This window comes from Streptomyces sp. NPDC041205 (assembly GCF_055591765.1).
In genome coordinates this window covers 192101-212627 of the sequence record NZ_JBVIZH010000005.1, presented here as the reverse complement: position 1 = coordinate 212627, position 20527 = coordinate 192101, and the positions used below count along the sequence as shown (strand labels likewise).

General features: G+C 73.9%; 16 protein-coding genes. 8 read left to right on the top strand and 8 right to left on the bottom strand.

What is annotated here, in order from left to right; genetic code table 11:
- Positions 1–125: 125 nt before the first annotated feature.
- A complete protein-coding gene (locus ACZ6BG_RS23495) occupies positions 126–995 on the bottom strand; it encodes an acyl-CoA dehydrogenase family protein (protein ID WP_469004533.1) in 870 nt (289 codons plus the stop codon).
- Positions 996–1002: 7 nt separating this feature from the next.
- Positions 1003–2145, bottom strand: a complete 1143-nt coding sequence (locus tag ACZ6BG_RS23490) for an acyl-CoA dehydrogenase family protein (protein WP_469004529.1) — start codon at positions 2143–2145, stop codon at positions 1003–1005.
- A gap of 160 nt (positions 2146–2305) precedes the next feature.
- Between ACZ6BG_RS23490 and ACZ6BG_RS23485 the strand changes: the two genes are divergently transcribed.
- Positions 2306–3859: a class I adenylate-forming enzyme family protein gene (locus tag ACZ6BG_RS23485; protein WP_469004527.1), complete on the top strand. Its 1554-nt coding sequence runs from the start codon at positions 2306–2308 to the stop codon at positions 3857–3859.
- A 51-nt stretch (positions 3860–3910) separates the two neighbouring features.
- Here the strand turns inward: ACZ6BG_RS23485 and ACZ6BG_RS23480 are convergent, their stop codons facing one another.
- Positions 3911–4408: an EF-hand domain-containing protein gene (locus tag ACZ6BG_RS23480; RefSeq protein WP_468457222.1), complete on the bottom strand. Its 498-nt coding sequence runs from the start codon at positions 4406–4408 to the stop codon at positions 3911–3913.
- Between the two features lie 303 nt (positions 4409–4711).
- Complete coding sequence (locus tag ACZ6BG_RS23475) at positions 4712–5086, bottom strand: STAS domain-containing protein (protein WP_030361542.1); 375 nt, start codon at positions 5084–5086, stop codon at positions 4712–4714.
- Between the two features lie 356 nt (positions 5087–5442).
- Between ACZ6BG_RS23475 and ACZ6BG_RS23470 the strand changes: the two genes are divergently transcribed.
- Together ACZ6BG_RS23470 and ACZ6BG_RS23465 are read left to right on the top strand one after the other, a co-directional pair.
- Positions 5443–6036 (top strand): sigma-70 family RNA polymerase sigma factor, encoded by a 594-nt coding sequence (locus ACZ6BG_RS23470; RefSeq protein ID WP_469004523.1) that lies wholly within the window; start codon positions 5443–5445, stop codon positions 6034–6036.
- Entirely contained in the window at positions 6033–7607 is a 1575-nt protein-coding gene (locus tag ACZ6BG_RS23465; protein ID WP_469004521.1) for an MDMPI N domain containing protein, read from the top strand. The genes ACZ6BG_RS23470 and ACZ6BG_RS23465 overlap by 4 nt, the downstream gene beginning before the upstream one ends.
- Positions 7608–8042: 435 nt before the next feature.
- Here ACZ6BG_RS23465 and purU read toward each other — a convergent pair whose 3' ends face one another.
- Positions 8043–8936 (bottom strand): formyltetrahydrofolate deformylase, encoded by an 894-nt coding sequence (gene purU, locus ACZ6BG_RS23460; protein WP_468457227.1) that lies wholly within the window; start codon positions 8934–8936, stop codon positions 8043–8045.
- Positions 8937–9078: 142 nt separating this feature from the next.
- Positions 9079–9579, bottom strand: coding sequence for an SCO4402 family protein (locus ACZ6BG_RS23455; protein ID WP_468457229.1), 501 nt, complete (start codon positions 9577–9579; stop codon positions 9079–9081).
- A gap of 118 nt (positions 9580–9697) precedes the next feature.
- On the opposite strand from ACZ6BG_RS23455, the gene ACZ6BG_RS23450 reads away from it, so the two are divergent.
- The gene (locus tag ACZ6BG_RS23450; RefSeq protein WP_469004519.1) at positions 9698–11122 is read left to right on the top strand and encodes an ABC transporter substrate-binding protein; all 1425 of its coding nucleotides are present in this window, start codon (positions 9698–9700) and stop codon (positions 11120–11122) included.
- A gap of 82 nt (positions 11123–11204) precedes the next feature.
- On the opposite strand, the gene ACZ6BG_RS23445 is transcribed toward ACZ6BG_RS23450, so the two are convergent.
- Complete coding sequence (locus tag ACZ6BG_RS23445) at positions 11205–13244, bottom strand: hypothetical protein (RefSeq protein WP_469004516.1); 2040 nt, start codon at positions 13242–13244, stop codon at positions 11205–11207.
- A gap of 245 nt (positions 13245–13489) precedes the next feature.
- Positions 13490–14878 (bottom strand): transcriptional regulator, encoded by a 1389-nt coding sequence (locus tag ACZ6BG_RS23440; protein WP_380846090.1) that lies wholly within the window; start codon positions 14876–14878, stop codon positions 13490–13492.
- Positions 14879–15278: 400 nt separating this feature from the next.
- On the opposite strand from ACZ6BG_RS23440, the gene ACZ6BG_RS23435 reads away from it, so the two are divergent.
- The 4 genes from ACZ6BG_RS23435 to ACZ6BG_RS23420 all read left to right on the top strand — a co-directional run bounded on the left by ACZ6BG_RS23435 (position 15279) and on the right by ACZ6BG_RS23420 (position 20415).
- Positions 15279–15965: a bifunctional DNA primase/polymerase gene (locus tag ACZ6BG_RS23435; protein ID WP_468457235.1), complete on the top strand. Its 687-nt coding sequence runs from the start codon at positions 15279–15281 to the stop codon at positions 15963–15965.
- Between the two features lie 199 nt (positions 15966–16164).
- Positions 16165–16956 carry an ABC transporter ATP-binding protein gene (locus ACZ6BG_RS23430; RefSeq protein WP_469004513.1) on the top strand — a complete coding sequence of 264 codons (792 nt, stop codon included), beginning with the start codon at positions 16165–16167 and terminating at the stop codon, positions 16954–16956.
- Complete coding sequence (locus ACZ6BG_RS23425) at positions 16953–18569, top strand: transporter (RefSeq protein WP_469004510.1); 1617 nt, start codon at positions 16953–16955, stop codon at positions 18567–18569. The genes ACZ6BG_RS23430 and ACZ6BG_RS23425 overlap by 4 nt, the downstream gene beginning before the upstream one ends.
- 481 nt (positions 18570–19050) lie before the next feature.
- On the top strand, positions 19051–20415 hold the full coding sequence (locus ACZ6BG_RS23420) for a PAS domain-containing protein (protein ID WP_469004508.1): 1365 nt from the start codon (positions 19051–19053) through the stop codon (positions 20413–20415).
- Positions 20416–20527: the final 112 nt, after the last annotated feature.

Below are 20527 nucleotides of genomic sequence, written 5' to 3'. Positions count from 1 at the left end.
CCGATATCGACGCTCGGTGCGACGCTCAGTAGCCTTACCGCCTTTTCCCGGCCGCACAAGTCGATCATGAAACCGGGCCCGCGCCGCCCCGTCGGCCGCCCGCGCCGGCCCGCTCGCAGTACCGCTCACAGCGCCGCCGCCAGCGCCTCCTCGGCCGCCGCCGCGCCACCGCCGAGCCCCGCCCGCACCCACGCCCGCTTCAGATGCAGATGGACGTCGGACTCCCAGGTGAACCCCATGCCACCGTGCGCTTGCAGACAGTCACGGGCGTTGCGCACGGCCGCGTCGTCGGCGAGCAGCCGGGCCCCGACGGCTTCGAGCGGGTCGCCGGTGACGGCGGCGGCGTACACGGCGACGCGGGCCAGCTCCGCGCGGACCAGCATGTCGGCGCACAGGTGCTGCACGGCCTGGAAGCGGCCGACGGGGCCGCCGAACTGTTCCCGCTCCCGGGCGTGTTGGACGGCCAGCTCGCCGGTGCGGGCGGCGGAGCCGAGCTGTTCGGCGGCCAGGAGCAGGACGGCGCGGGGGTCCTGGGCCTCACCGCCGGGCCCCCGTTCCCGCACCCGGTGCAGGGGCGTCAGCGGATCGACGGACCGTACGGCCACCGCCCCCGCCACGTCCCCCCGCACCACGTCGGCCTCGTCCAGCCACGGCACGAACGGACCTTCGGCGGCGGTGACGGCCGTCTTCCCCTCGGCGGCGCCCGCGACCTCCCCGGCCGCGAGGAACGTCGCCACGGCGGGCCCGGGCAGCAGCACCCGCCCCGCCTCCTCGAAGGCCAACACGGCCTCGGGCAGGCCGAGTCCGACGCCGCCTGCGTCCTCGGGCAGGCAGAGCGCGAAGAACCCCGCGTCGCCGAGGGACCGCCACAGCTTCCGGTCGAGGCGGGGCTCGTCGACGGCGGCCCGCAGCGCGTCCCGCCCGAACCGACCTTCGAGTACGTCCCGCAGGCCCCGCCGCAACGCCCGTTGATCTTCACTGAGTTGGAAGTCCACGCGCCGCTCACCGCCCCTTCGGCAGGCCGAGGATCCGCTCGGCGACGATGTTCCGCTGGATCTGCGAGGTCCCGGCGGCGATGGTGTACGAAAGCGAGGAGAGGCGTTCGCGCGTCCAGGGCTCGTCGAGGTCGAGGGCGCCGGGGCCGAGCACCTGGGCCGCCGTGTCGTACAGCTCCTGGCGGGCGTGCGAGTAGCGCAGCTTGAAGACGGAGCCGCCGATGCCGGGGACGCCGCCGGTGCGCTGGGCCTCGCTGACGTTCCACTGGGTGAGCCGCCACAGGGCTGCGAACTCAGCGCTGAGGCGCCCGAGCCCGCGCCGCAGCACCGGGTCGTCCCAGCGCCCGTCGGCGCGCGCCGCGCGGGCCAGTTCGCCGAGCAGCCGCCGGCAGGCCACGACCTCCCCCACGAAGGCCGTGCCCCGCTCGAACGACAGGGTCACCATGGTCACGCGCCACCCGTCGTTCTCGGCGCCCACCCGGTTGGCGACCGGCACCCGCACCTCGTCGAGGAACACCTCGGCGAACTCGGCGGTGCCCGCGAGGGTCCGCAGCGGGCGCACGGTGATCCCGGCCGCGTCCATGGGCAGCGCGAGCCAGGTGATGCCCCGGTGCTTGGGCGTCTCCGCGCTCACGGGGGTGGTCCGCACCAGGAGTTCGCACCAGTCGGCGACCTCCGCGTGCGAGGTCCAGATCTTCGAACCGCTCACTACGTAGTCGTCGCCGTCCCGCCACGCGCGCGTGCGCAGCGACGCGAGGTCGGATCCGGCGTCCGGTTCGCTGAAGCCCTGGCACCACACCTCGTCGCCGCGCAGCATCGGCGGCAGCCACCGCTCCCGCTGCTCGGGCGTGCCTTCGGAGGCAATGGTGGGTCCGGCGTGCAGCAGGCCGACGAAGTTGGCGCCCACGTAGGGGGCACCGGCCTTCTCGGTCTCCTCCAGGAAGATCAGCCGCCGGGTCGGGGACGCGTCCCAGTGCACCTCGCCGTATCCCGCGTCGTGGAGCGTCCGCTGCCACGCGGTGTCGTACGCCCGCCGTCCCGGCCAGTCGTCGGGCGACGGCTTCCCGGGCAGCTTCGGCAGCACCTCGGCGAGCCACCCCCGCAGCCCCGCCCGGAAGACTTCCTCTTCCTCCGTGTACGTCAGGTCCATCGAGGTCCCCTCGCCCGACCGTTTCTGACGGATCGTCAGCCAGCAGGCTAGCCCCGCACCTCTGGACCGACAAGGAGCGGGGCTCTACGCTCACCGCACTATCTGACAACCCGTCAGGGATTGCCGTCCCGGGCACCGACGCGACCACGAGGGGGCCGCCGTGCACGACGACACCGCCCATGCCCTGAGCGCCTGCGGAACGCTCTGGGAGCTGATCGAGCGCCGCGCCGCCCTCACCCCCAACGCCCCCGCCCTGATCCAGGCCGCCGCCGACCCCGCCGCCGACCGCGCCCTCACCTTCGGCGGGCTGCGGGACGCCTGCGAGCGGGTGGCGGCGGGGCTGTACGGGATGGGGGTGCGGCCGGGGACGGTCGTCGCCTGGCAGTTGCCGACGCGGATCGAGACCGCCGTCCTGTCCTTCGCGCTCGCCCGGATCGGCGCCGTCCAGTCACCCGTGATCCCGTTCTACCGGGACCGCGAGGTCGGCTTCGCGCTGCGGGAGTCGAAGGCCGCGTACTTCGCGGTGCCGGGGGTGTGGCGGGGCTACGACCACACCGGCCTCGCCCGGCGGCTCGGCGCGCGCGGCGTGTTCACCGCGTACGACGAACTGCCCGAGGGCGACCCGGGCGTGCTGCCCCCGCCGCCCGGCGACGGCCGCGCGGTCCGCTGGATCTACTGGACGTCGGGGACGACGTCCGACCCCAAGGGCGTCCTGCACACCGACCGCTCCCTGATCGCGGGCGGCTCCTGCCTGGCGCACGCGCTGCGCCTGACACCCGCCGACGTGGGCTCGATGGCCTTCCCCTTCGCGCACATCGCGGGCCCCGACTACACGGTGATGCTGCTCCTGTACGGCTTCCCCGCCGTCATGTTCGAGCACTTCGCGCTGCCGGACGCGCTGGCCGGCTACCGGCGGCACGGGGTGACGGTCGCGGGCGGCTCGACGGCGTTCTACTCGATGTTCCTGGCCCAGCAGCGCGAGCGGCCCGCCGAGCCCCTCATCCCCACGCTCCGGCTGCTCGCGGGCGGAGGCGCCCCCAAGCCCCCCGACATCTACCACGCCGTCGTACGCGAACTCGGCTGCCGACTGACGCACGGCTACGGCATGACCGAGGTCCCGATGATCACGATGGGCGACCCCGACGACACCGCCGAGAACCTGGCCACCACGGAAGGGCGCCCGCCCGCCGGGATGGAGATCCGCGTCACCGACGCCGACGGCAAGGAACTGCCGGTCGGCACCGACGGCGAGGTGCGGCTGCGCGGCGAGGCCGTCTGCGCGGGCTACTTGGACGCGGCCGCCACCCGGGCCGCCTTCGACGCGGACGGGTTCCTGATCACCGGGGACCTCGGGCACGTACGGGAGTCGGGGCATCTCGTGCTCACGGGCCGCGCCAAGGACATCATCATCCGCAAGGGCGAGAACATCTCCGCCAAGGAGATCGAGGACCTGCTGCACACCCACCCCGCGGTGGCCGACGTGGCCGTGATCGGCCTGCCGGACCCCGAGCGCGGCGAGCGGGTGTGCGCGGTCGTGGAACGGGCCCCCGGCGCCCCCGCGTTGACGCTCCCGGAGGCCACCGCGCACCTGCGCGGCCAGGGCCTGTCCGTGCACAAGCTGCCGGAGCGCCTGGAGGTGGTGACGGCGCTGCCCCGCAACGAGGCACTGAGGAAGGTCCTCAAGTACAAGCTGCGGGAGCGCTATTCGGCGTGAGCCACGCGCGCGCGTGCGCGTGGCTCACGCCAGAAGCGGTGACCGTACGTCCTACTCGGGGACCGTGAAGTACGAAGCGAAGGCGGTGACGACCTGGTCCTCGGTGACCGGGCCCAGGTCCGCGGCGGCCTGCGCGGCGACGCCCGGCTGCACGCCGAGGACCCGCAGCACCCGCTCGACCTCCGCGCCGGTGACCGACCCGTCGCCGTCGCCGTCCGCCAGGGCGATCAGCGCGTGCAGGAACGGCCGGGCGATCTCCGCGAACCGCGCGGGGTTGTCGCGCAGCCGCTTCACGGCGCCGCCCACGAACTCGTCCCGGGTGATCCGCTGGTCCCCGTCCCGGTCGGCGATGCCCGCCATGCCCTGCCAGAACGCCTCGGCCCCGATGTAGAGGGCCTGGCCCTTCTCGGACCGCGCCGTCACCCCGAACTCCGCGAGCAGCGCCTTGGCCGCCGTGCTGAAGTCCTCACGGGAGATGTAGCCGTTGCCGTCCTGGTCGAAGGTGGCGAAACGGGCCGCGATCCTGCGTTCGTACTCGGCACTGTCCATGGTCTTCGGGCCGCCTCACTTCTCATGCGGTTGGGGGGTTCGGCCGCCGCGACCGGAACCGGGCGGCCGTACTACAGGTATCTGTCCAGGAGCGTACGACGCCGTCGCCCGCCGGGAGGCGGAAAAGCGACGCCTGTGCCAAGACCGCTGGAATTCCGGGACACAGGTGTGTCACGGGCGCGATCCTGACGCGGCGCGCGCCGGTCGCGGCATCCGCTCGGGACGGTTGTATCAGCATTCCGATCTTGACCGGGACGTGGGGCTCCGGTCGCCCTCCGCTTGCCTCCGTCCCGGCCGCGCGGGCTACGCGGTCAGCGGCGCGGCGCTGTCGTCGACCGCCGACTCGGCGTCCGGATACACCTCGAAGAGACGGCGTACGCCGAGGGCGGCGAGGACGCGGTTCACGTGCGAGCCGTCGACGGCGCCCTGGGCGGGCAGGATCAGGCGCAGCCGGCCGCGGCAGGAGCGCATCAGACGGCGCGTGGTGATCAGTACGCCGACGCCGCTGGAGTCGCAGAAGAACACGTCGGACAGGTCGAGGACCAGGCTGCGGCGGCCCTCGGCCACGGCGTCGTGCACGCGCTGGCGCAGCACGGGTGACGCCAGGAGGTCCATCTCCCCCGACACCCGCAGCACGACCCAGTCGCCCTGCTCGCCCACGGCCACCTTCAGCGCCACGCGTCAGCCTCTCGTCCGTCGATCCGACTCTCGTCCGTCGATCCGGCCCTCGTCCGTCGAGCTGGAGGCCATGGTCGGCGTCGTGCTCTCGTCCACTGATCCGGAAGCCGCTCCTTCGGTTCCTCTTTCGCGGCTGCCCCACGGCTCTTCCATGAAACACCAGAGCCCCACGCGTCCCGGAAGCGGGCCGCCGACCGCGGCCGAGTTCAATATCATCCGCGGCCGCGCCGGGGCCCGCTTTGCCGCAAAGAACGGGAAAGCGCGGGGAAAGGGCGGTGCGCTGTCAGTGCCGCCGACTACATTCGATGCGACGGTGAGGGTGAGGACCGAGAACGGCTAGCGCACGAGGGGGCCGCATGCCGAAGGACGCGCCGCGTCGCTGGGACCGCCGCATGCAGCAGCGCCTGGCGCACGGAGAGGCAGCCGCGCTCGGCGAGTTGTACGACCACTTCGCGTCGCTGGTGCACGGCCTCGCGCACCGCGTCCTCGGCGACGTGGCGGCGGCCGACCGCATCACGCGCGAGGTCTTCACCCACGTCTGGGAGAACCCCGAGGCGTACGACCCCAAGCAGGGCCCGCTGCGCTCGTGGATCGCCATGCTCGCCCACCAGCAGGCCGTGCGCCGGCTGCGCCAGACCGAGTCCGCGGCGCTCGCCCGTGGCGGCGAGGGCACCACCGAGGACCTGGAGCTCACGGTCCGCCGCGCCTCCGCCGCCGCCCGCGCCGACTACATCGTCACCGCCATGCCCGCCCCGCTGCGCGCCGCCCTCGAATTGGCCTATTTCCAGCGCCGGGACTATCGCCAGACCGCCGCGGACCTCGGCGTCACCGAGGACGAGGCCCGCCGCAGGCTCCGCCTCGGCCTCCAGCTCCTCTCCACCGCGCACGACACCGCGCCAGCCGACGAGCCCACCGACACCGGGGCCCACGGCTACGGGAGAGCACTGTGACCAGGCCCGACCAGCCGGACCCGTACGAGGACGACGGCACGTCCCGCCCCGACGGCGAGCAGGCCCCCGGCGCGGCGGGACGCACCGGAGGCGGTGTGCCGCGCATACCCTCGCCGCGGGTCTCGGTGGAGGACGGCGGGGGCCCGCTGCCGGAGGGCTGGGGAACTCCGGAGCGGGGGGCCGGGGACGGTGCGCGGGAGTCGGGCGCAGACTGGGGGGCGGGGCCGGACGCGCGGCCCGGCGAGGACGCGGGACCGGAGAGCGGCGCGGGGGTGCCGGATCCGGGCCCCGGGGCGGGGGCGGAGGCCGACGCGGCGCGGGGCGCGGAGGTCGACGAAGGTACGAGTACTGGTACGGGTACCGGATCGGAAGCTGGGACGGGGGCGGGGGCCGCGTCGGACGGGGGTGTGGGTATGGGGGCGCGGGACGCCGACGGGTTCGACCATCAAGTGCTGAAGTCGCTGCTCGGGGCCTGGGCGCTCGCCGCCTGCTCCGCCCAGGAGTCGATGGCCGTCGAGGAGCATCTGGGCACCTGTGGGCCGTGCGCGGAGGAGGCGCTGCGGCTGCGCGAGGCCGTCGGCCTGCTGCACCCCGAGGAGAGCCTCGACCTCGACCCGGGCCTGCGTACGCGCGTCCTGGAGAGCTGCCTGGGGCGGCGCCCGCCGCGCATCCCGCTGCCCGAGTGGGCCGCTCCGTACGACGCCGAGACGGCACGGCTCGACGCGCTGCTCCAGGACATCGGGGACGCCGAGTGGCACGCGCCGGTGCGGCTGCGGTGGTTCGAGAACGACGGGCCCGTGAGCCGCAAGACGACGGTCGCCGGGGTGATCGCGCACCTCCTCGCCGTCGACGGCCTGGTCGGCACGGCGCTCGGCCTGCAGGACCCGCTCGGCGTGGAGGCCCCGCCGGTGCCGGACCCGACCCGGCGCACGGAGGCGTTCTGGCGCGCCTCGCACTTCCCGCCCACGCGCGCGGTACGCGGGCCCTGGCGGGACCAGACGCACGAGCTGATCCGGACCGTGTCCTTCGCGGGCGGCGGTTCCGGGCGGCTCGCCGTGGGGTACGGCACGGCGGAGGACGCGCCCGGCGAGGACGGTCAGCGGGTCGAACTGCCCTTGCGGGACTCGATGGTGGAGCGGGCCTTCGAGTGCTGGATCCACGCGGAGGACATCGCCGAGGCGGTGGACTATCCCTACGAGCCGCCCTCGCCCCGGCACCTCCACCACATGATCGACCTGGCGGCCCGGATGCTGCCGACCACCCTCGCCGAGCGGCGGCGCTCCGGCCGGGCCGCGCCCTCCCGCGAGTTGGTCGCGGCGGGGGCTCCGGGGCGCAGCCTGCGCCTGGAGGTCGAGGGGGTCGGCGGCGGCGAGTGGTTCATCCCGCTGGACTCCCCCGGGGCGAGCGGGTCCGCCGAGTCCGAGGTCGCGCACATCGCCCTGGACGGCGTGGAGTTCTGCCGCCTGGCGGCGGGGCACGTGGCCCCCGAGGAGGCCGCCGCCGGCCAGCTGGGGGACCGCGAGGCGATCCGGGACGTCCTGTTCGCGGCGGCGTCGCTGAGCCGCCTTTAGCCCGGCGCGCCCTGGGCGGCCCGTCCGCCTCAAGGCCGCGGCAAACGCGACCGTCGGCCGTGGGCTGCGCCCACCCTTCCCCAAGCTCTCGGCTTCGCTCAAGCAAGGGAGCCCTCTGTCGCCCTGCGGGACGATTGCCCACAGCGGCAGCGGCAGCGGCAGCGGCAGCGGCAGCGGCAGCGGCAGCACGACCGTCCGGGGGGCGAGGGCGTTCGCCCCCGGGTGACTGTCCGGTGCGGAGCAAACGGGTGGGCGGTTGGGGCAGGCCCCGCGCGCAGCGCGGGGAACCACCCACCGGCCCCGGCGACGCCGAACGACCGGACCCGGCACCGGAGGTGTGGCGCGGCGCGACCCGGAGGCCGACGCGGGGCCGGCCGGGGGCGCGGAGCCTCCGGCCGACCGGAAACGGGTGGGAGAGGCCCGCCCGGTCGAGGGCTAGGCGAAGACGACGGTGCGGTGGCCGTTGAGGAGGATGCGGTGCTCGGCGTGCCACTTCACGGCCCGCGCCAGCGCCTGGCACTCCACATCCCGGCCGACGGCCACGAGCTGGTCGGGAGTGACCCCGTGGCCCACCCGCTCGACCTCCTGCTCGATGATCGGCCCCTCGTCGAGCTCGGCGGTCACGTAGTGCGCGGTCGCACCGATCAGCTTCACACCGCGCGCATGCGCCTGGTGATAGGGCCGCGCACCCTTGAAGCTCGGCAGGAACGAGTGGTGGATGTTGATGATCCGCCCGCTGAGCTCCTTGCACAGGTCGTCGGAGAGGACCTGCATGTACCGGGCGAGCACGACCAGCTCGACCTCCTCGTCCCGCACCAGCTGCAGCAGCCGCGCCTCCGCCTCGGCCTTGGTGTCCCGCGTCACCGGAATGTGGTGGAAGGGAACGTCGTACGAGGCGGCGAGCTCGGCGAAGTCGGTGTGGTTGGAGACGACCGCCGCGATCTCGACGGGCAGCGCGCCGATGCGCGAGCGGAACAGCAGGTCGTTCAGGCAGTGCCCGAACTTCGACACGAGCAGGACGATCCGCATCTTCTGGTCGGCCCGGTGGAGCTGCCAGTCCATCTGGAAGGAGTCACCGATCGCCGCGAAGCTCGCGCGCAGCTTGTCGAGGGTGACGGGCGACTCGGCCGAGAAGTGCACCCGCATGAAGAAGAGTCCGGTGTCGTGGTCGCCGAACTGCTGGCTGTCCTCGATGTTGCAGCCGGTCATGAAGAGATAGCTCGACACGGCGTGCACGATGCCCTGTTTGTCGGGGCAGGAGAGGGTGAGGACGTACTGTTCGGCGCGGTCGGCGCGCTGGTCACTGGCGACGGCGGACTGCTCGTTCATCCGCCCAGGGTCCCATATCCGGGGGCACCCCACGGACCGCCGCCGAACCCCCGCGCCCGCCCCGGACCCGTACAAGAGCCGGTCGCCCCGGCCGCGTACGAGCGTACGAGACCGACCCAGCCCGGCCGCGTACGAGAACCCCTCAGCCCGACCGCGTGAGGATCCGCAGGACCTCGAGCGTCCGCGGCGCCCCGTCCGGGTCCTCCCCGTCCGCGGTCGCGAGCCGCACATGCGCGTCCCGGGCCGCCCGCACCGCGTCCGGCCAGCCGGGGTGGTCCAGATACACGGACACCGCCGCGTCCGGCCCCGCCTCGTGCATGATGCGCAGCACCCGCAGCACGGCTGCGTCGACGAGCGCCGCCTCCTGGGAGTCCCTGAAGATCGTCCCGACGTACTTCTCCGCGGACCAGTTGTCCAGCCACGTGTCCTCGACCAGGCGATACACGGCGTCGGTCACATCCCCGTACTCCTCGCGCCCGGCGAGCCAGCACTCACGCTGGAAGACCGGGTCGGAGAGCATGTGCAGCGCCGAGCGCACGTTGCTGCGCCACCGCCACCACGGCATGTCGTTCGTTGGCATGCCGCCTATGGTCGTCGACCGACGGCCGCGACGGGAAGACTTCTCCGTTCCTTGCACGGTCATCGATCGTACGTTCCCACATCCCCTACGCGGTTACGGCCCCACCAGTTCACTCTCTGGTCACCAACCGTTGAATACGCGTCACTCCGCGGTTGGTCCGTTGCCGGAATCGTGCGTGTCCATGGCCGCCTTGCGACGCGTCTTCCCTCCCCGCCCCGACCAGACCGCGCCCCGAGCGCGAAAAGCGCTGTTCGGCGCGGTGGTCGTGGCGGCGTGTGCGTCCCTGGCCGTCGGCTGTGGGGTCATCCCCGGTACCACGGGGGGTTCCGAGGATGACCCCGTCACGGTCATGACCTGGGCGCCGGAGCACACCCGGGCGACCAACAAGCCCGGCATGCCCGCGATGGCCAAGGCCTACGCCCGCTGGGTCAACGACAGCGGCGGCCTCGACGGCCGCAAGCTCGAAGTCATCACCTGCAACGAACGCAACAACCCGGTCGGCGCGGGCAACTGCGCCCGGCGGGCCGTGGAGGAGGACGTCGCCGCCGTCGTCGGCTCCTACAGCCCGCACGGCCGCGCGTTCTTCGGACCGCTGGAGGCGGCGGGCATTCCGTACATCGGGGGCTACGGCCTCACCGACGAGGAGTTCTCGAGCCCGCTGTCGTACCCCGTCAACGGCGGGCAGCCCGCGCTGCTCGCGGGCAACGGGCGCCAGCTCGCCGACGTCTGCGACCGCGTCTCGCTGGTGCGGCCGGACACCATAGCGGGCGACAACCTCTCCAAGCTCCTCGACTCCGGCCTCGCCCAGGGCAACCGGGCGGCGTCCGCCGACATCCGGGCGCCCGAGGACGGCACGGACTACACGGCGCAGGCCGAGCAGGCGCTGAACCGGGCGTCCGGCAGCACGGGCTCCGGGGCCGGGTCGGGCTCCGGCTCCGGTTCCCGGGCCGGCTCCGGTGGAAGCGGAGGCTCGGGCTCCGGAAGTGCCGGTGCCATCGGCACACGGAACGCCGCCGGGCCCCGCGCCGGCGGCAAGGCAGGCTGTGTCGCGGCCGCCCTCGGCGCCCGTACCGACACCTTCTTCGACTCGTTCCGGCGCACCGAGGACGCGTACCCGCCGGTGCGCACCGCCTCCGTGCTCGGCAGTGTCGACCAGTCGCTCGTCGACCGGACGGGCGGCGCGAACGGCCCGTACGAGGGGGCGTACGTCACCGGCTGGTACCCGGCCTCAAGTGACGCGCGCTGGTCGAAGATGCGCGAGGTCATCCGCGAGCACGCCTTCGGCGACAACCGGGTCGACGCGACGGACGCGGGCACCCAGACCACGTGGATCGCGTTCACCGTGCTGCGGCAGGCCGTCGAGTCCCTGAACGGCGACGCCGTCACCGCCCGCTCACTGCGCCGCACCCTCGACCGGGGCCTGCGCGTGGACACGGGCGGGCTCACGCCGATGCTGAGCTGGCGCTTCGAGGACATGCTGGCGGCGGGCGACTATCCGCGCCTGGTGAACGCGGACGTCACCTTCCAAGTGGTGCGGGACGGCCGCCTGATCCTCGCCCGCAAGCAGTTCGTGAACGTGGAGAAGACCCTGGAGTCGGCCCGCTGAACGCACGAACGGCCGGTGCTCCCGCATTGCTCGGGGGCACCGGCCGTTCACGTCCGCGTCCGCGCACTCACGGCTGGGTCCCTCACAACTGCGTCGGATTCCGCTTGGTGAGGCCGTGCTGCGTCGCGATGGCGTTCCACAGCGTCGCCGCCTGCTGCTTCGCGCGGGTCGCCTCGCCGCTCGCGCGGTTGCCCGCGGCCGAGTGGTTGGTCTGGCGGGCGTGGCCCTTGCGGCAGCCCTTCTTGCGGGCGACCTGGTCGGCCCACGCGGCGTAGTGGTTGTCGGCGGACGCGGACGCCTTCCACGCCTTGTTCAGCTCGGTGGTCAGGCGCTGGTTCGAGGGCAGCTTGTCCACGGTGAGGCCGGAGAGCCTGCCGACGAGGCCGTTGCGCTGCTTGGCGGCGCTCCGCAGGTCGGTGGCGGCCTGCCGCAGGTTGTCGCACCTGCCGACGTCGCGGACGGCGCCGATCACCGACTCGCGGCTGTTGTTGCTGTCCGCGAGGAGCTTGTCCAGGGCGACGGCCTGCTTCTTGGCGGGGTCGGCGCTCGGTGACGGCTTCTTGGACTCCTCGTCGCCGGCCGGGGCGGACGCGGCGAGCGGCTGGTTGTCGTCGTCCTTCTTGTCGTCGTCGCCCCCGCCGGAGAGCATCGCGCCCGCGCCGACGCCGAGCACGGCGATGGCGACGCCGACGGCCACGAGCAACGGTGTCTTGGAGCCGGTACGGCCCCGGCCCTTGCGTCCGGGCGCGGGCTCCGGCTCGGCCACGGGGCCCGGGGCGGGCGCGGCGGCGTCCGCCTGGAAGCGCGGCATCTGCTGGGTGGACGCGGGGCCCTCGTCGGGCTCCGGCTCCCGGCGGAAGAGGCTGTCGAACTCGGCGGGCGGCTGCCGGTCGCCCGGCGCGCCGGGGCGCACGCCGTACGAGGCGTTGGCGGCGGCAGGCGGGCCCGCGGGGGCGCCGCCGTCCGTGATCGGCGCGATGAACTGGGTGGGCGCGTTGTCGTCCGGGGCGGCGGGCATGACGTCCCCGGCCCGGCCGAGGAACTGGGTGGAGCCGTCGGCGGGCATCTCGGGCGGGAGCGCGCCGGGTGAGGCGGGGCCGCCGACGGGGGCGATGAACTGGGTGGCCTCGGCGTCGGGCCCGCTGGGCGCCGGTGCGGGCGCCGCATGCCGTCCACCCGCGTTCGCGGCGGGCGGCGTCGTCCCGTAACCGCCGTCGTGGGGCCCGGCGGCCTGTCCCGCCGACGGGAGCGGCATGCCACCCGGCACAGCGGGCGGAAGGGGCGCGGGGGCGTGCCCGCCGTACGAGGCACCGGGCAGCTCCTGCCCGTGCGCAGAACCGTGACCGGCGGGGGGAAGCGGGGGGCTCTGGTGGCCGCCCTGGCCCTGGAAGGCGGCTTGCGCCTGGCCCTGGGGGGCTTGGCCCGGAAGCGGGGGCCGGCCCTGGCCTTGTGGGGCCTGGCCCTGGGCCTGCGCCTGACCCTGGAACCGGGCGTCGCCCGGAAGCTGAGCCTGCCCCTGGAACTGGGCCTGCCCCGGGAGGGCGGCCTGGCCCGGGAACTGGTCGTACCCCTGCCCCTGACCGTGCCCCTGCCCATGGCCCTGGGGCGGCATCGGCCCGCTCTCGGCGGGTATCGGGCCCTGGCCGGGTATTCGGCCCGGCCCCTGCCCGGGCATCGGCCCCGGCCCCTGCGTCGGCATCGCGCCCGGCCCGTACCCCTGCCCCGCCCCCTCGGGCGGCAGCGGAGATCCGTACGACCCGCCGTACGCGGCGCCCCCGTACGCGGCGGGGTCCTGGTACGAAGCGGCGTCCGGCGGCCCCGCGGGCGGCAGGGGCGTGCCCTCCGGTGGCAGTGGCACCCCGGTCCCGGGTGGCGGCGGTGCGGTGGGCCCCTGGTGGGGGGCGCCCCAGGACTGGCCCGCGCCCGGTGCGGGGGCCGCGGTGTCGGGGCCCCAGGGGTCGCCCCAGGGGCTGCCGACGGGTGGGGCGGCGTGGTCGCCGGTGGTGCCCGGCATCAGCGGCTCGCTGCCGTCCGCGGGCAGCACGATGCCCTCGCGCGCGTGCCGCGCCGCGGGTTGCTGCGGTTCGGAGGAAGCAGCGCCTTGCCCGCTCTGCTGCGTCACCGGGACTCCTACGAATGGGGGACCTTCGGAACGTCGGCTCACGCTACCGGGTCCCCGTGGGGCTCGGCCACGCAGCTCAGAGCACGCCGGACGGCACCCCTGACGCAGGTGTCACTTGAGTAACAGAAGTCGTGCGGCAGACGCTGTTGAAGGGGGCGTGCGTCCCGGCGCGGGGTTCCTTGCGCCCCTTTCACGCCACACGCCCCCCAACAGGCCGTCAGCGACCGTACGCGCCGTGGCGACCGTCACGCCGCCTGCAGGTCGAGCCGCGCCCCGAACTCGCGTACCACCGGCTCCTCCCGGAACGGTTCGAGCCGCTGCTGGAAGTCGTCCAGGTACTCCGCGCCGCGGTTGGACCGCAGGGTGCCGAGGAGTTCGACCGCCTTCAGGCCGGTGTGGCAGGCCTGTTCGATCTCGCGGCGCTGCACCTGGGCCGTGGCGAGCAGCACCAGGCCGATGGCGCGGCGGCGCGCCCGGGTCGGCGGATGCCCGGCCAGGGACTCCTCCGCGCACCGGGCCGCGGCGTCGGCCTGACCCAAGTCGCGGTGGCAGTGCGCGAGTTCGTCGGCGAGATACGCCTGGTCGAAGTGGCGGATCCACACCGGGTCGTCGCCCGAGTCCTCCTCGCCCACGGCCCGTTCCATCGCCTCGACGGCGCGCCCCGCCACGATCTGCGTGGACCGGGCGTCGCCGAGCAGCGCGTGGCCCCGCGCCTCCGCGGCGTAGAACATCGACTCCGCGCGCGGCGAGACCCGCCCGCGCGCGCCCTCCTGCGCCGCCCGCGCCAACTGCGCGATCTCGCGCGGGTTGCCGAGCTGCGCGGCGAGGTGACTCATCGACGCCGCGAGTACGTATCCTCCGTACCCCCGGTCGCCCGCCGCCTGGGCCAGGCGCAGGGCCTGGATGTAGTAGCGCTGGGCGAGGCCGGGCTGGCCCGTGTCGACGGCCATGTATCCGGCCAGTTCCGTCAACCGCGCGACCGCGGCGAACAGTTCGCGGCCCACGGCCTCGCGGTAGGAGCCCGCGAGCAGCCCGGAGACGACGGAGTTGAGGTAGTGCACGACGACGGGGCGCACATGCCCGCTGCCGTACTGGTGGTCCAGTTGCGTCAGGGCCTCCGTCATCGCCTTCACGGCGGCCACGTCCGAGAGCCCGACGCGCGGCCCCGCGGTCCGGCCGACCTGCGCGTCCGGCGAGGAGATCAGCCAGTCCCTGCTCGGCTCCACGAGCGCGGACGCGGCGACGGACGAGCCGGACAGGAAGTCCCGCCTGCCCACGTCGCTGCGCCACAGCTCGCAGACCTGCTCGATCGCGCCGAGCACGGTGGGCGAGAACTGCAGGCCCACGCCGGAGGCGAGGTTCTTGCCGTTCGCCATGCCGATCTCGTCGATCGTGACCGTGCGCCCCAGCTTGCGGCCGAGCGCCTCGGCGATGATGCCCGGCGCGCGCCCGCGCGGCTGCTGGCCGCGCAGCCAGCGAGCCACCGACGTCTTGTCGTATCGAAGGTCGAGACCGTGCTCCGCGCCGCACATGTTCACGCGACGGGCCAGGCCGGCGTTGGAACAGCCGGCTTCCTGAATGAGCGCCTGCAGCCGTTCGTTCGGCTGCCGTGCGACGAGAGGCCTGGCGGCCATGGCGTACCCCCTGTGTGCACCGTGGACCATCTGGAACTTCGGATGTGGATGTCGAATGAGGAACGGTCCGGGCCGGTTTGCCCGCATCGCCCAGATGATCAATGCCCTGGAAACAACCGGAAGATGCACCACATACACCACAAATGAACAGCAACCTGCCGAAACTTGATGTTTCGCACCTCGATACGGCAGGGTGCGGCACACGTCAGCGAGCCGGGTGAACATGGCTGCCCGATGAACCTCGATGAACAAGGATGAACTCGGTCGAACTCCGACTGCCCCAGACGTGGCTACCCGCGCCCGGCCCCCCTTGCCCATGCGCGCCCCCACCCGTGCACCCATGCGCCCCGCCGCAGGATCGATGCTCCTCCCCCGCGCACGTGACACCCCGTAACCCGACATGACGCGCGCAGTTGAGAGGTTCGTGGAAGAGACCATCGGAGTCACGTCAGCCGCGCAGATCCCGAAGCAGCGCGGAGAGGCCCTGCAGGACACGGCCGTTCGGTACGCGGAGGAACGCCACTGGGATGTCTTCCCCGGCGCCTGGCTCGAGTCCGTCGAGGGCACCTGGCGCTGCTCGTGCGGCGAGGTCGCCTGCCCCGCGCCCGGCGCCCACCCCGTGCGCGACGACTGGCCCACGCAGGCCACGGGCAGTGCGACGGTCGCCCGGCGGATGTGGGCCAAGCAGCCGAACGCCTCGATCCTGCTGCCCACGGGCCGCACGTTCGACGCGATCGACGTGCCCGAGACCGCCGGTTTCCTCGCCCTCGCCCGCATGGAGCGGATGGAGCTGACGCTCGGCCCCGTGACGTGCACGCCCGACCGGCGCATGCAGTTCCTCGTCCTGCCCGGCGCCGCGGCGAAGGTCCCGGACCTGGTCCGCAAGCTCGGCTGGCCGCCCGCCGCCCTCGACCTCGTCACCCTCGGTGAAGGCGGCTACGTGGCCGCGCCCCCCACCCGCTTCGGCGCCTCCGGCGCCGTCCAGTGGGCCAACCGCCCCACCCCCGCCAACCGCTGGCTCCCCGACGCCGAGGAAGTCATCTCCCCCCTGTCCTACGCCTGCGGCAGGGAGGCCCGCAGGAAGTAGGTGCCCGGCCCGTCCCGGCAGCCGCCGCGGCCCGTCCTGTGGGCGCCCGCCTCCGCCTGCTTCTTCCCCTGTGGGCGGCTGGGCCGCCAGGGGCAGCACGGGCGGGCACGGCCCCGTCCGACGGCCACCGTCAGTCCAAGGCCCCCCGAGCCGACGTATCGTGCGCACACAGGACGACGGCGAGGAAAAAGGGGCAACGGTGGCCGACGCGACGGAAACGCCCGCGGCAGCGGTGCGCGTACACAACCTGTGGAAGGCCTTCGGCCAGCAACTCGCCGTGGCCGGCATCGACCTCACCCTCCCCGCGGGCAAGTTCATCGGCCTCGTCGGCCCGAACGGCGCGGGCAAGACCACCACCCTCTCCATGGTCACCGGCCTCCTCCGCCCCGACCAGGGCACGGTGGAGGTCGTCGGCCACGACGTCTGGCGGGACCCCGCCGAGGTCAAGGCCCGCATCGGCGTACTCCCCGAGGGCCTGCGCCTGTTCGAGCGCCTGTCCGGCCGTGAACTCCTCGCGTACACGGGAAGGCTGCGTGGCCTGCCCGGCGACGAGGTCGACAAACGGGCCACCCAGCTCCTGGACGTACTGGACCTCGCGGGCGCGCAGCACAAGCTGGTCGTCGACTACTCCACCGGCATGCGCAAGAAGATCGGCCTGGCGGCGGCCCTGCTGCACAACCCGGAAGTGCTGTTCCTCGACGAGCCGTTCGAGGGCGTCGACCCGGTCTCCGCGCAGACCATCCGCGGCGTCCTGGAGCGCTACACCACCTCCGGGGCGACGGTGGTCTTCTCCAGCCATGTGATGGAGCTGGTGGAGTCCCTGTGCGACTGGGTCGCCGTGATCGCGGCGGGCCGCATCCGCGCCCAGGGCCCCCTCGCCGAGGTCCGCGGCGACGCGGCGACGCTCCAGGAGGCGTTCCTCGAACTCGTCGGCGCGAACGGCCGCGACGCGGGCTCGGACCTCGACTGGCTGGGCGGCGGCGCCCGATGACGGCCACCGCCGCGGCCCCCAGCACCGGCCTGACCCCCGTCTTCGTACGCCTGAAGCTGTCCCTGCTGCGCAACGGCCTGCGCCAGTCCTCCGGCCGCCGCGCCGCGTACGTGGCGTCCGCCGTCGTCGCGCTCCTGTTCGCCGCGCTCCAGCTCCTCGGCCTGATCCTGCTGCGCGGCAACGAGCACGCCGCCACCGTGTCGGTCATCCTCGTCGCGGTCCTCGCGCTCGGCTGGGCCGTGATGCCGCTGTTCTTCCCCAGCGGCGACGAGACCCTGGACCCCACCCGTCTGGTGATGCTGCCGCTGCGCCCGCGGCCCCTCGTGCGCGCCCTCCTGGTCGCCTCGCTCGTCGGCATCGGGCCGCTGTTCACGCTCTGTCTGGCGCTCGGCGCGGTCGTCGCGGTGGCGGACGGCGGGGCGGCGGTCGCCGTGGGCGTCGTCGCCGTACCGCTGACGCTGCTCGTCTGCGTGGCGCTCGCGCGGGCCGTCGCCGCCGCCAACATCCGCCTGCTGACCAGCCGCAAGGGCCGCGACCTCGCCGTCCTGAGCGGACTCGTCATCGCCGTCGGCGCGCAGGTCGTCAACTTCGGTGCGCAGCGGCTCGGTTCGTCGGACGCGGGCCTCGGCGAGCTGGACCCGGCGGCGGACGTGCTCGGCTGGATCCCGCCGTCGTCGGCGCTCTCGGCGGTGCACGCCACCAGCGAGGCGCGGTACGCCACGGCGGCCGCCCAACTCGCCCTGTCCGGCGCCGCCCTCGTCCTGCTCCTGCACCTCTGGCAGCGCAGCCTCACCCGCCTGATGACCGCGCCCGACGGCTCCACGCTCGCCGCGGCGGAGCCGTCCCGCAAGCGCCGCGGCACCACCGGCGGCCTCTTCGCCCTGCTCCCCGCGGGCCGCACCGGCCCCGTCATGGAGCGCACCCTCCGCTATGTCTGGCGCGATCCCAAGACCAAGGCCGCCTGGGTGACGTCCCTGGCCATCGGCCTGATCGTGCCCCTCTTCAACGCCCTCCAGGGCACCGGCTCCCTCTACTTCGCGTGCTTCGCCGCCGGGATGCTCGGCATCCAGATGTACAACCAGTTCGGGCAGGACACGTCCGCGTTCTGGATGGTCGCGATGACGATCTCCTCGACCCGGGACGCGTACGAGGAGCTGCGGGCCCGCGCGCTCGCCCTGCTCGTGATCACGCTGCCGTACGCGACCCTCGTCACCGTCCTGACGGCGGTGCTCCTCGGCGAGTGGCGCGCCCTGCCGGAGGCGCTCGGCCTGTCCTTCGCGCTCCTCGGCGCCATGCTGACCACCGGCGCCTGGTCGTCGGCCCGCTTCCCCTACTCCATTCCGCAGCAGGGCCACAAGAACGTCGCCCCCGGCCAGGCGGGCCTCGCCTGGATCTCCATCTTCGGCGGGATGATCGCCGCCGCCGTGCTCTGCGCGCCCGTCCTTGCCTTCACCATCTGGCTGCACACCGCCGGCCACGGCTCCTGGAGCTGGGTCCTGCTGCCCCTCGGCGCGGCCTACGGGGCCGCCGTCACGGCGGCGGGCCTGCGGATCGCGGCGCCGCGGGTGGCGCGGCGGCTGCCGGAGATCCTGGCGGCGGTGAGCAAGGGGTGAGGTGAGGAGGGGGCTCCTGGGGGGGCGCGAGCGTGGCTCCCGAGGGCGCGGGCGTGGCTCCCAGCTCCCGGATCCCGGTTCCAGATCCCGTCCCGGACACGGAGCGACCCGCGAGCCGTGGTTCCCCTGCCGTGAGGCCGGGGAAGCCGGCCGGACGTACCGGCGGCTCGCGGGTCGGGTGACTGCTTGGAATTACGGCCGGCTGCGTGCCCGTATCGCACGCTGGTCCGGCACCGCACTCAGTGTGGTGGCGGGCCGCTAGCCCGCAGCCACCTCTTCCGTCCGGTATTCATACATCTGCCGAACCACCTCCTCTCCGAAGTGACACCCACCCTAGGAAGCCCGCCCGAGCCGTTCAACTGTTTTTCTGAGACCTTGGTACGGCAACGATTTGCCTCAACTTCCGGGAACTTACTGTGGGCTGCGTCACGTTCAAGTTGAATGATCTGACTACGAGGACACAGCCTGCAGGGGGGTCCGGGTGAGTGCTTCCCGACAGAGCGGAACCACCGACGAACTGGGCCCCGAGGAGCCCGAGCCCGGCGGCGCCGAACTGCTCGCGGCGCTGCTCGACGGGATGGACGCCGCGTTGTGCGCGTTCGACGCCGACGGGGTCGTGACGCACTGGAACCGCGAGGCGGAGCGGATCCTCGGCTGGTCGGCCGCGGAGGCGGTCGGGCGGCGCGGGTTCGCCGGCTGGGCGGTGCGCAGCGCCGACGCCGAGGACGTCGAGGGGCGGCTGCTTTCCGCCATGCACGCGCCGGGGCGGCAGGTCGACGAGTTCGCGCTCCTGACCAAGGACGGCGGGCGGGTGCTCGTGCGGACGCAGACCTCGTCCGTGCGCGGCGGCGACGGCAAGCCGAGCGGGGTGTACTGCGCCTTCAGCGAGGTGCACACCCAGATCGACCTGGAGCGGTCCATCGCCCTGAGCGAGGCGCTGTTCGACAACGCCTCGTGGGGCGTGGTGCTCGTCGACGCCGATCTGCGGCCCGCCGTGGTGAACGCGCACGCCGCGCGGGCCCTCGGCATGGGGCGCACGGCGCTCCTCGGGCGGCCGCTCGGCGAGGTCCTCTCCCAGGGCGTCGAGGAGTTGGAGAGCGCCCTCACGCACGTGCTCGCGGAGGGCTCGCCGCCCGCCCCGGCGGAGATGTGGCTGGCCGTCCGGGGGGACGGCGGCGAGCCGGAGCGGCGCTGCTGGCGCAGCGGGTTCCTGCGGCTCGGTTCGCCGCTCGCCGAGGAGCCCGTGCCGCTGGGCGTCGGCTGGCTGTTCCTCGACGTCACCGAGGCCAAGCAGACGGAGGCGGAGGCGGCCCAGCTGCGCTTCCGGTCGCAGCAGTTGCACCGGGCCGCGCGGGCCGCCGCCGAGTGCGAGGACCCCATGGAGGCGGCCACCGTCCAGCTCGACTTCGCCCTCGCCGGGTTCGCCGACCACGCCCTGGTCGACGTGGTCGAGAGCGAGGAGCCCCAGCTGCGGCTCGTCCGGGCCGCCGTCACCCCGGCCGGGGCGCCCGGGCCCTGTCAGCCCGCGGGCAAGGCGCGGTTGCCGCTGCGGTACTTGGAGGGGCACCCCGCGTCGCAGTGCGTCGAGCGTGTCGGGTCGGTGCGGGCCACCGCGGCCACCGCCGATCCCGGGCGGGCCCGGGAGTGGGCCCTAGCCCGGCAGTGGCCCGAGTCGTCCGTCCACGCGCTGTGCGCCGTGCTCCGCAGCCGGGGGCGGACCCTCGGGGTGGTCACCTTTCTTCGGGGGGCGGCCCGGGCCCAGTTCGAGCGGGCCGACGCCGCGTATGCGGAGAGTGTGGCCGCGAGGGTTGCGGCGGCGCTGGATCTGGCGGGGGTGCGGGGGTAGGTCCTCGCGGGGGCGCCCCAGTCCCGCCCCTTCTCCGAAACCGGGGGCTGCGCCCCCGGACCCCCGCTTGTCGGCGCTCCGCGCCTCGTCCTCAAGCGCCGGACGGGCTGGA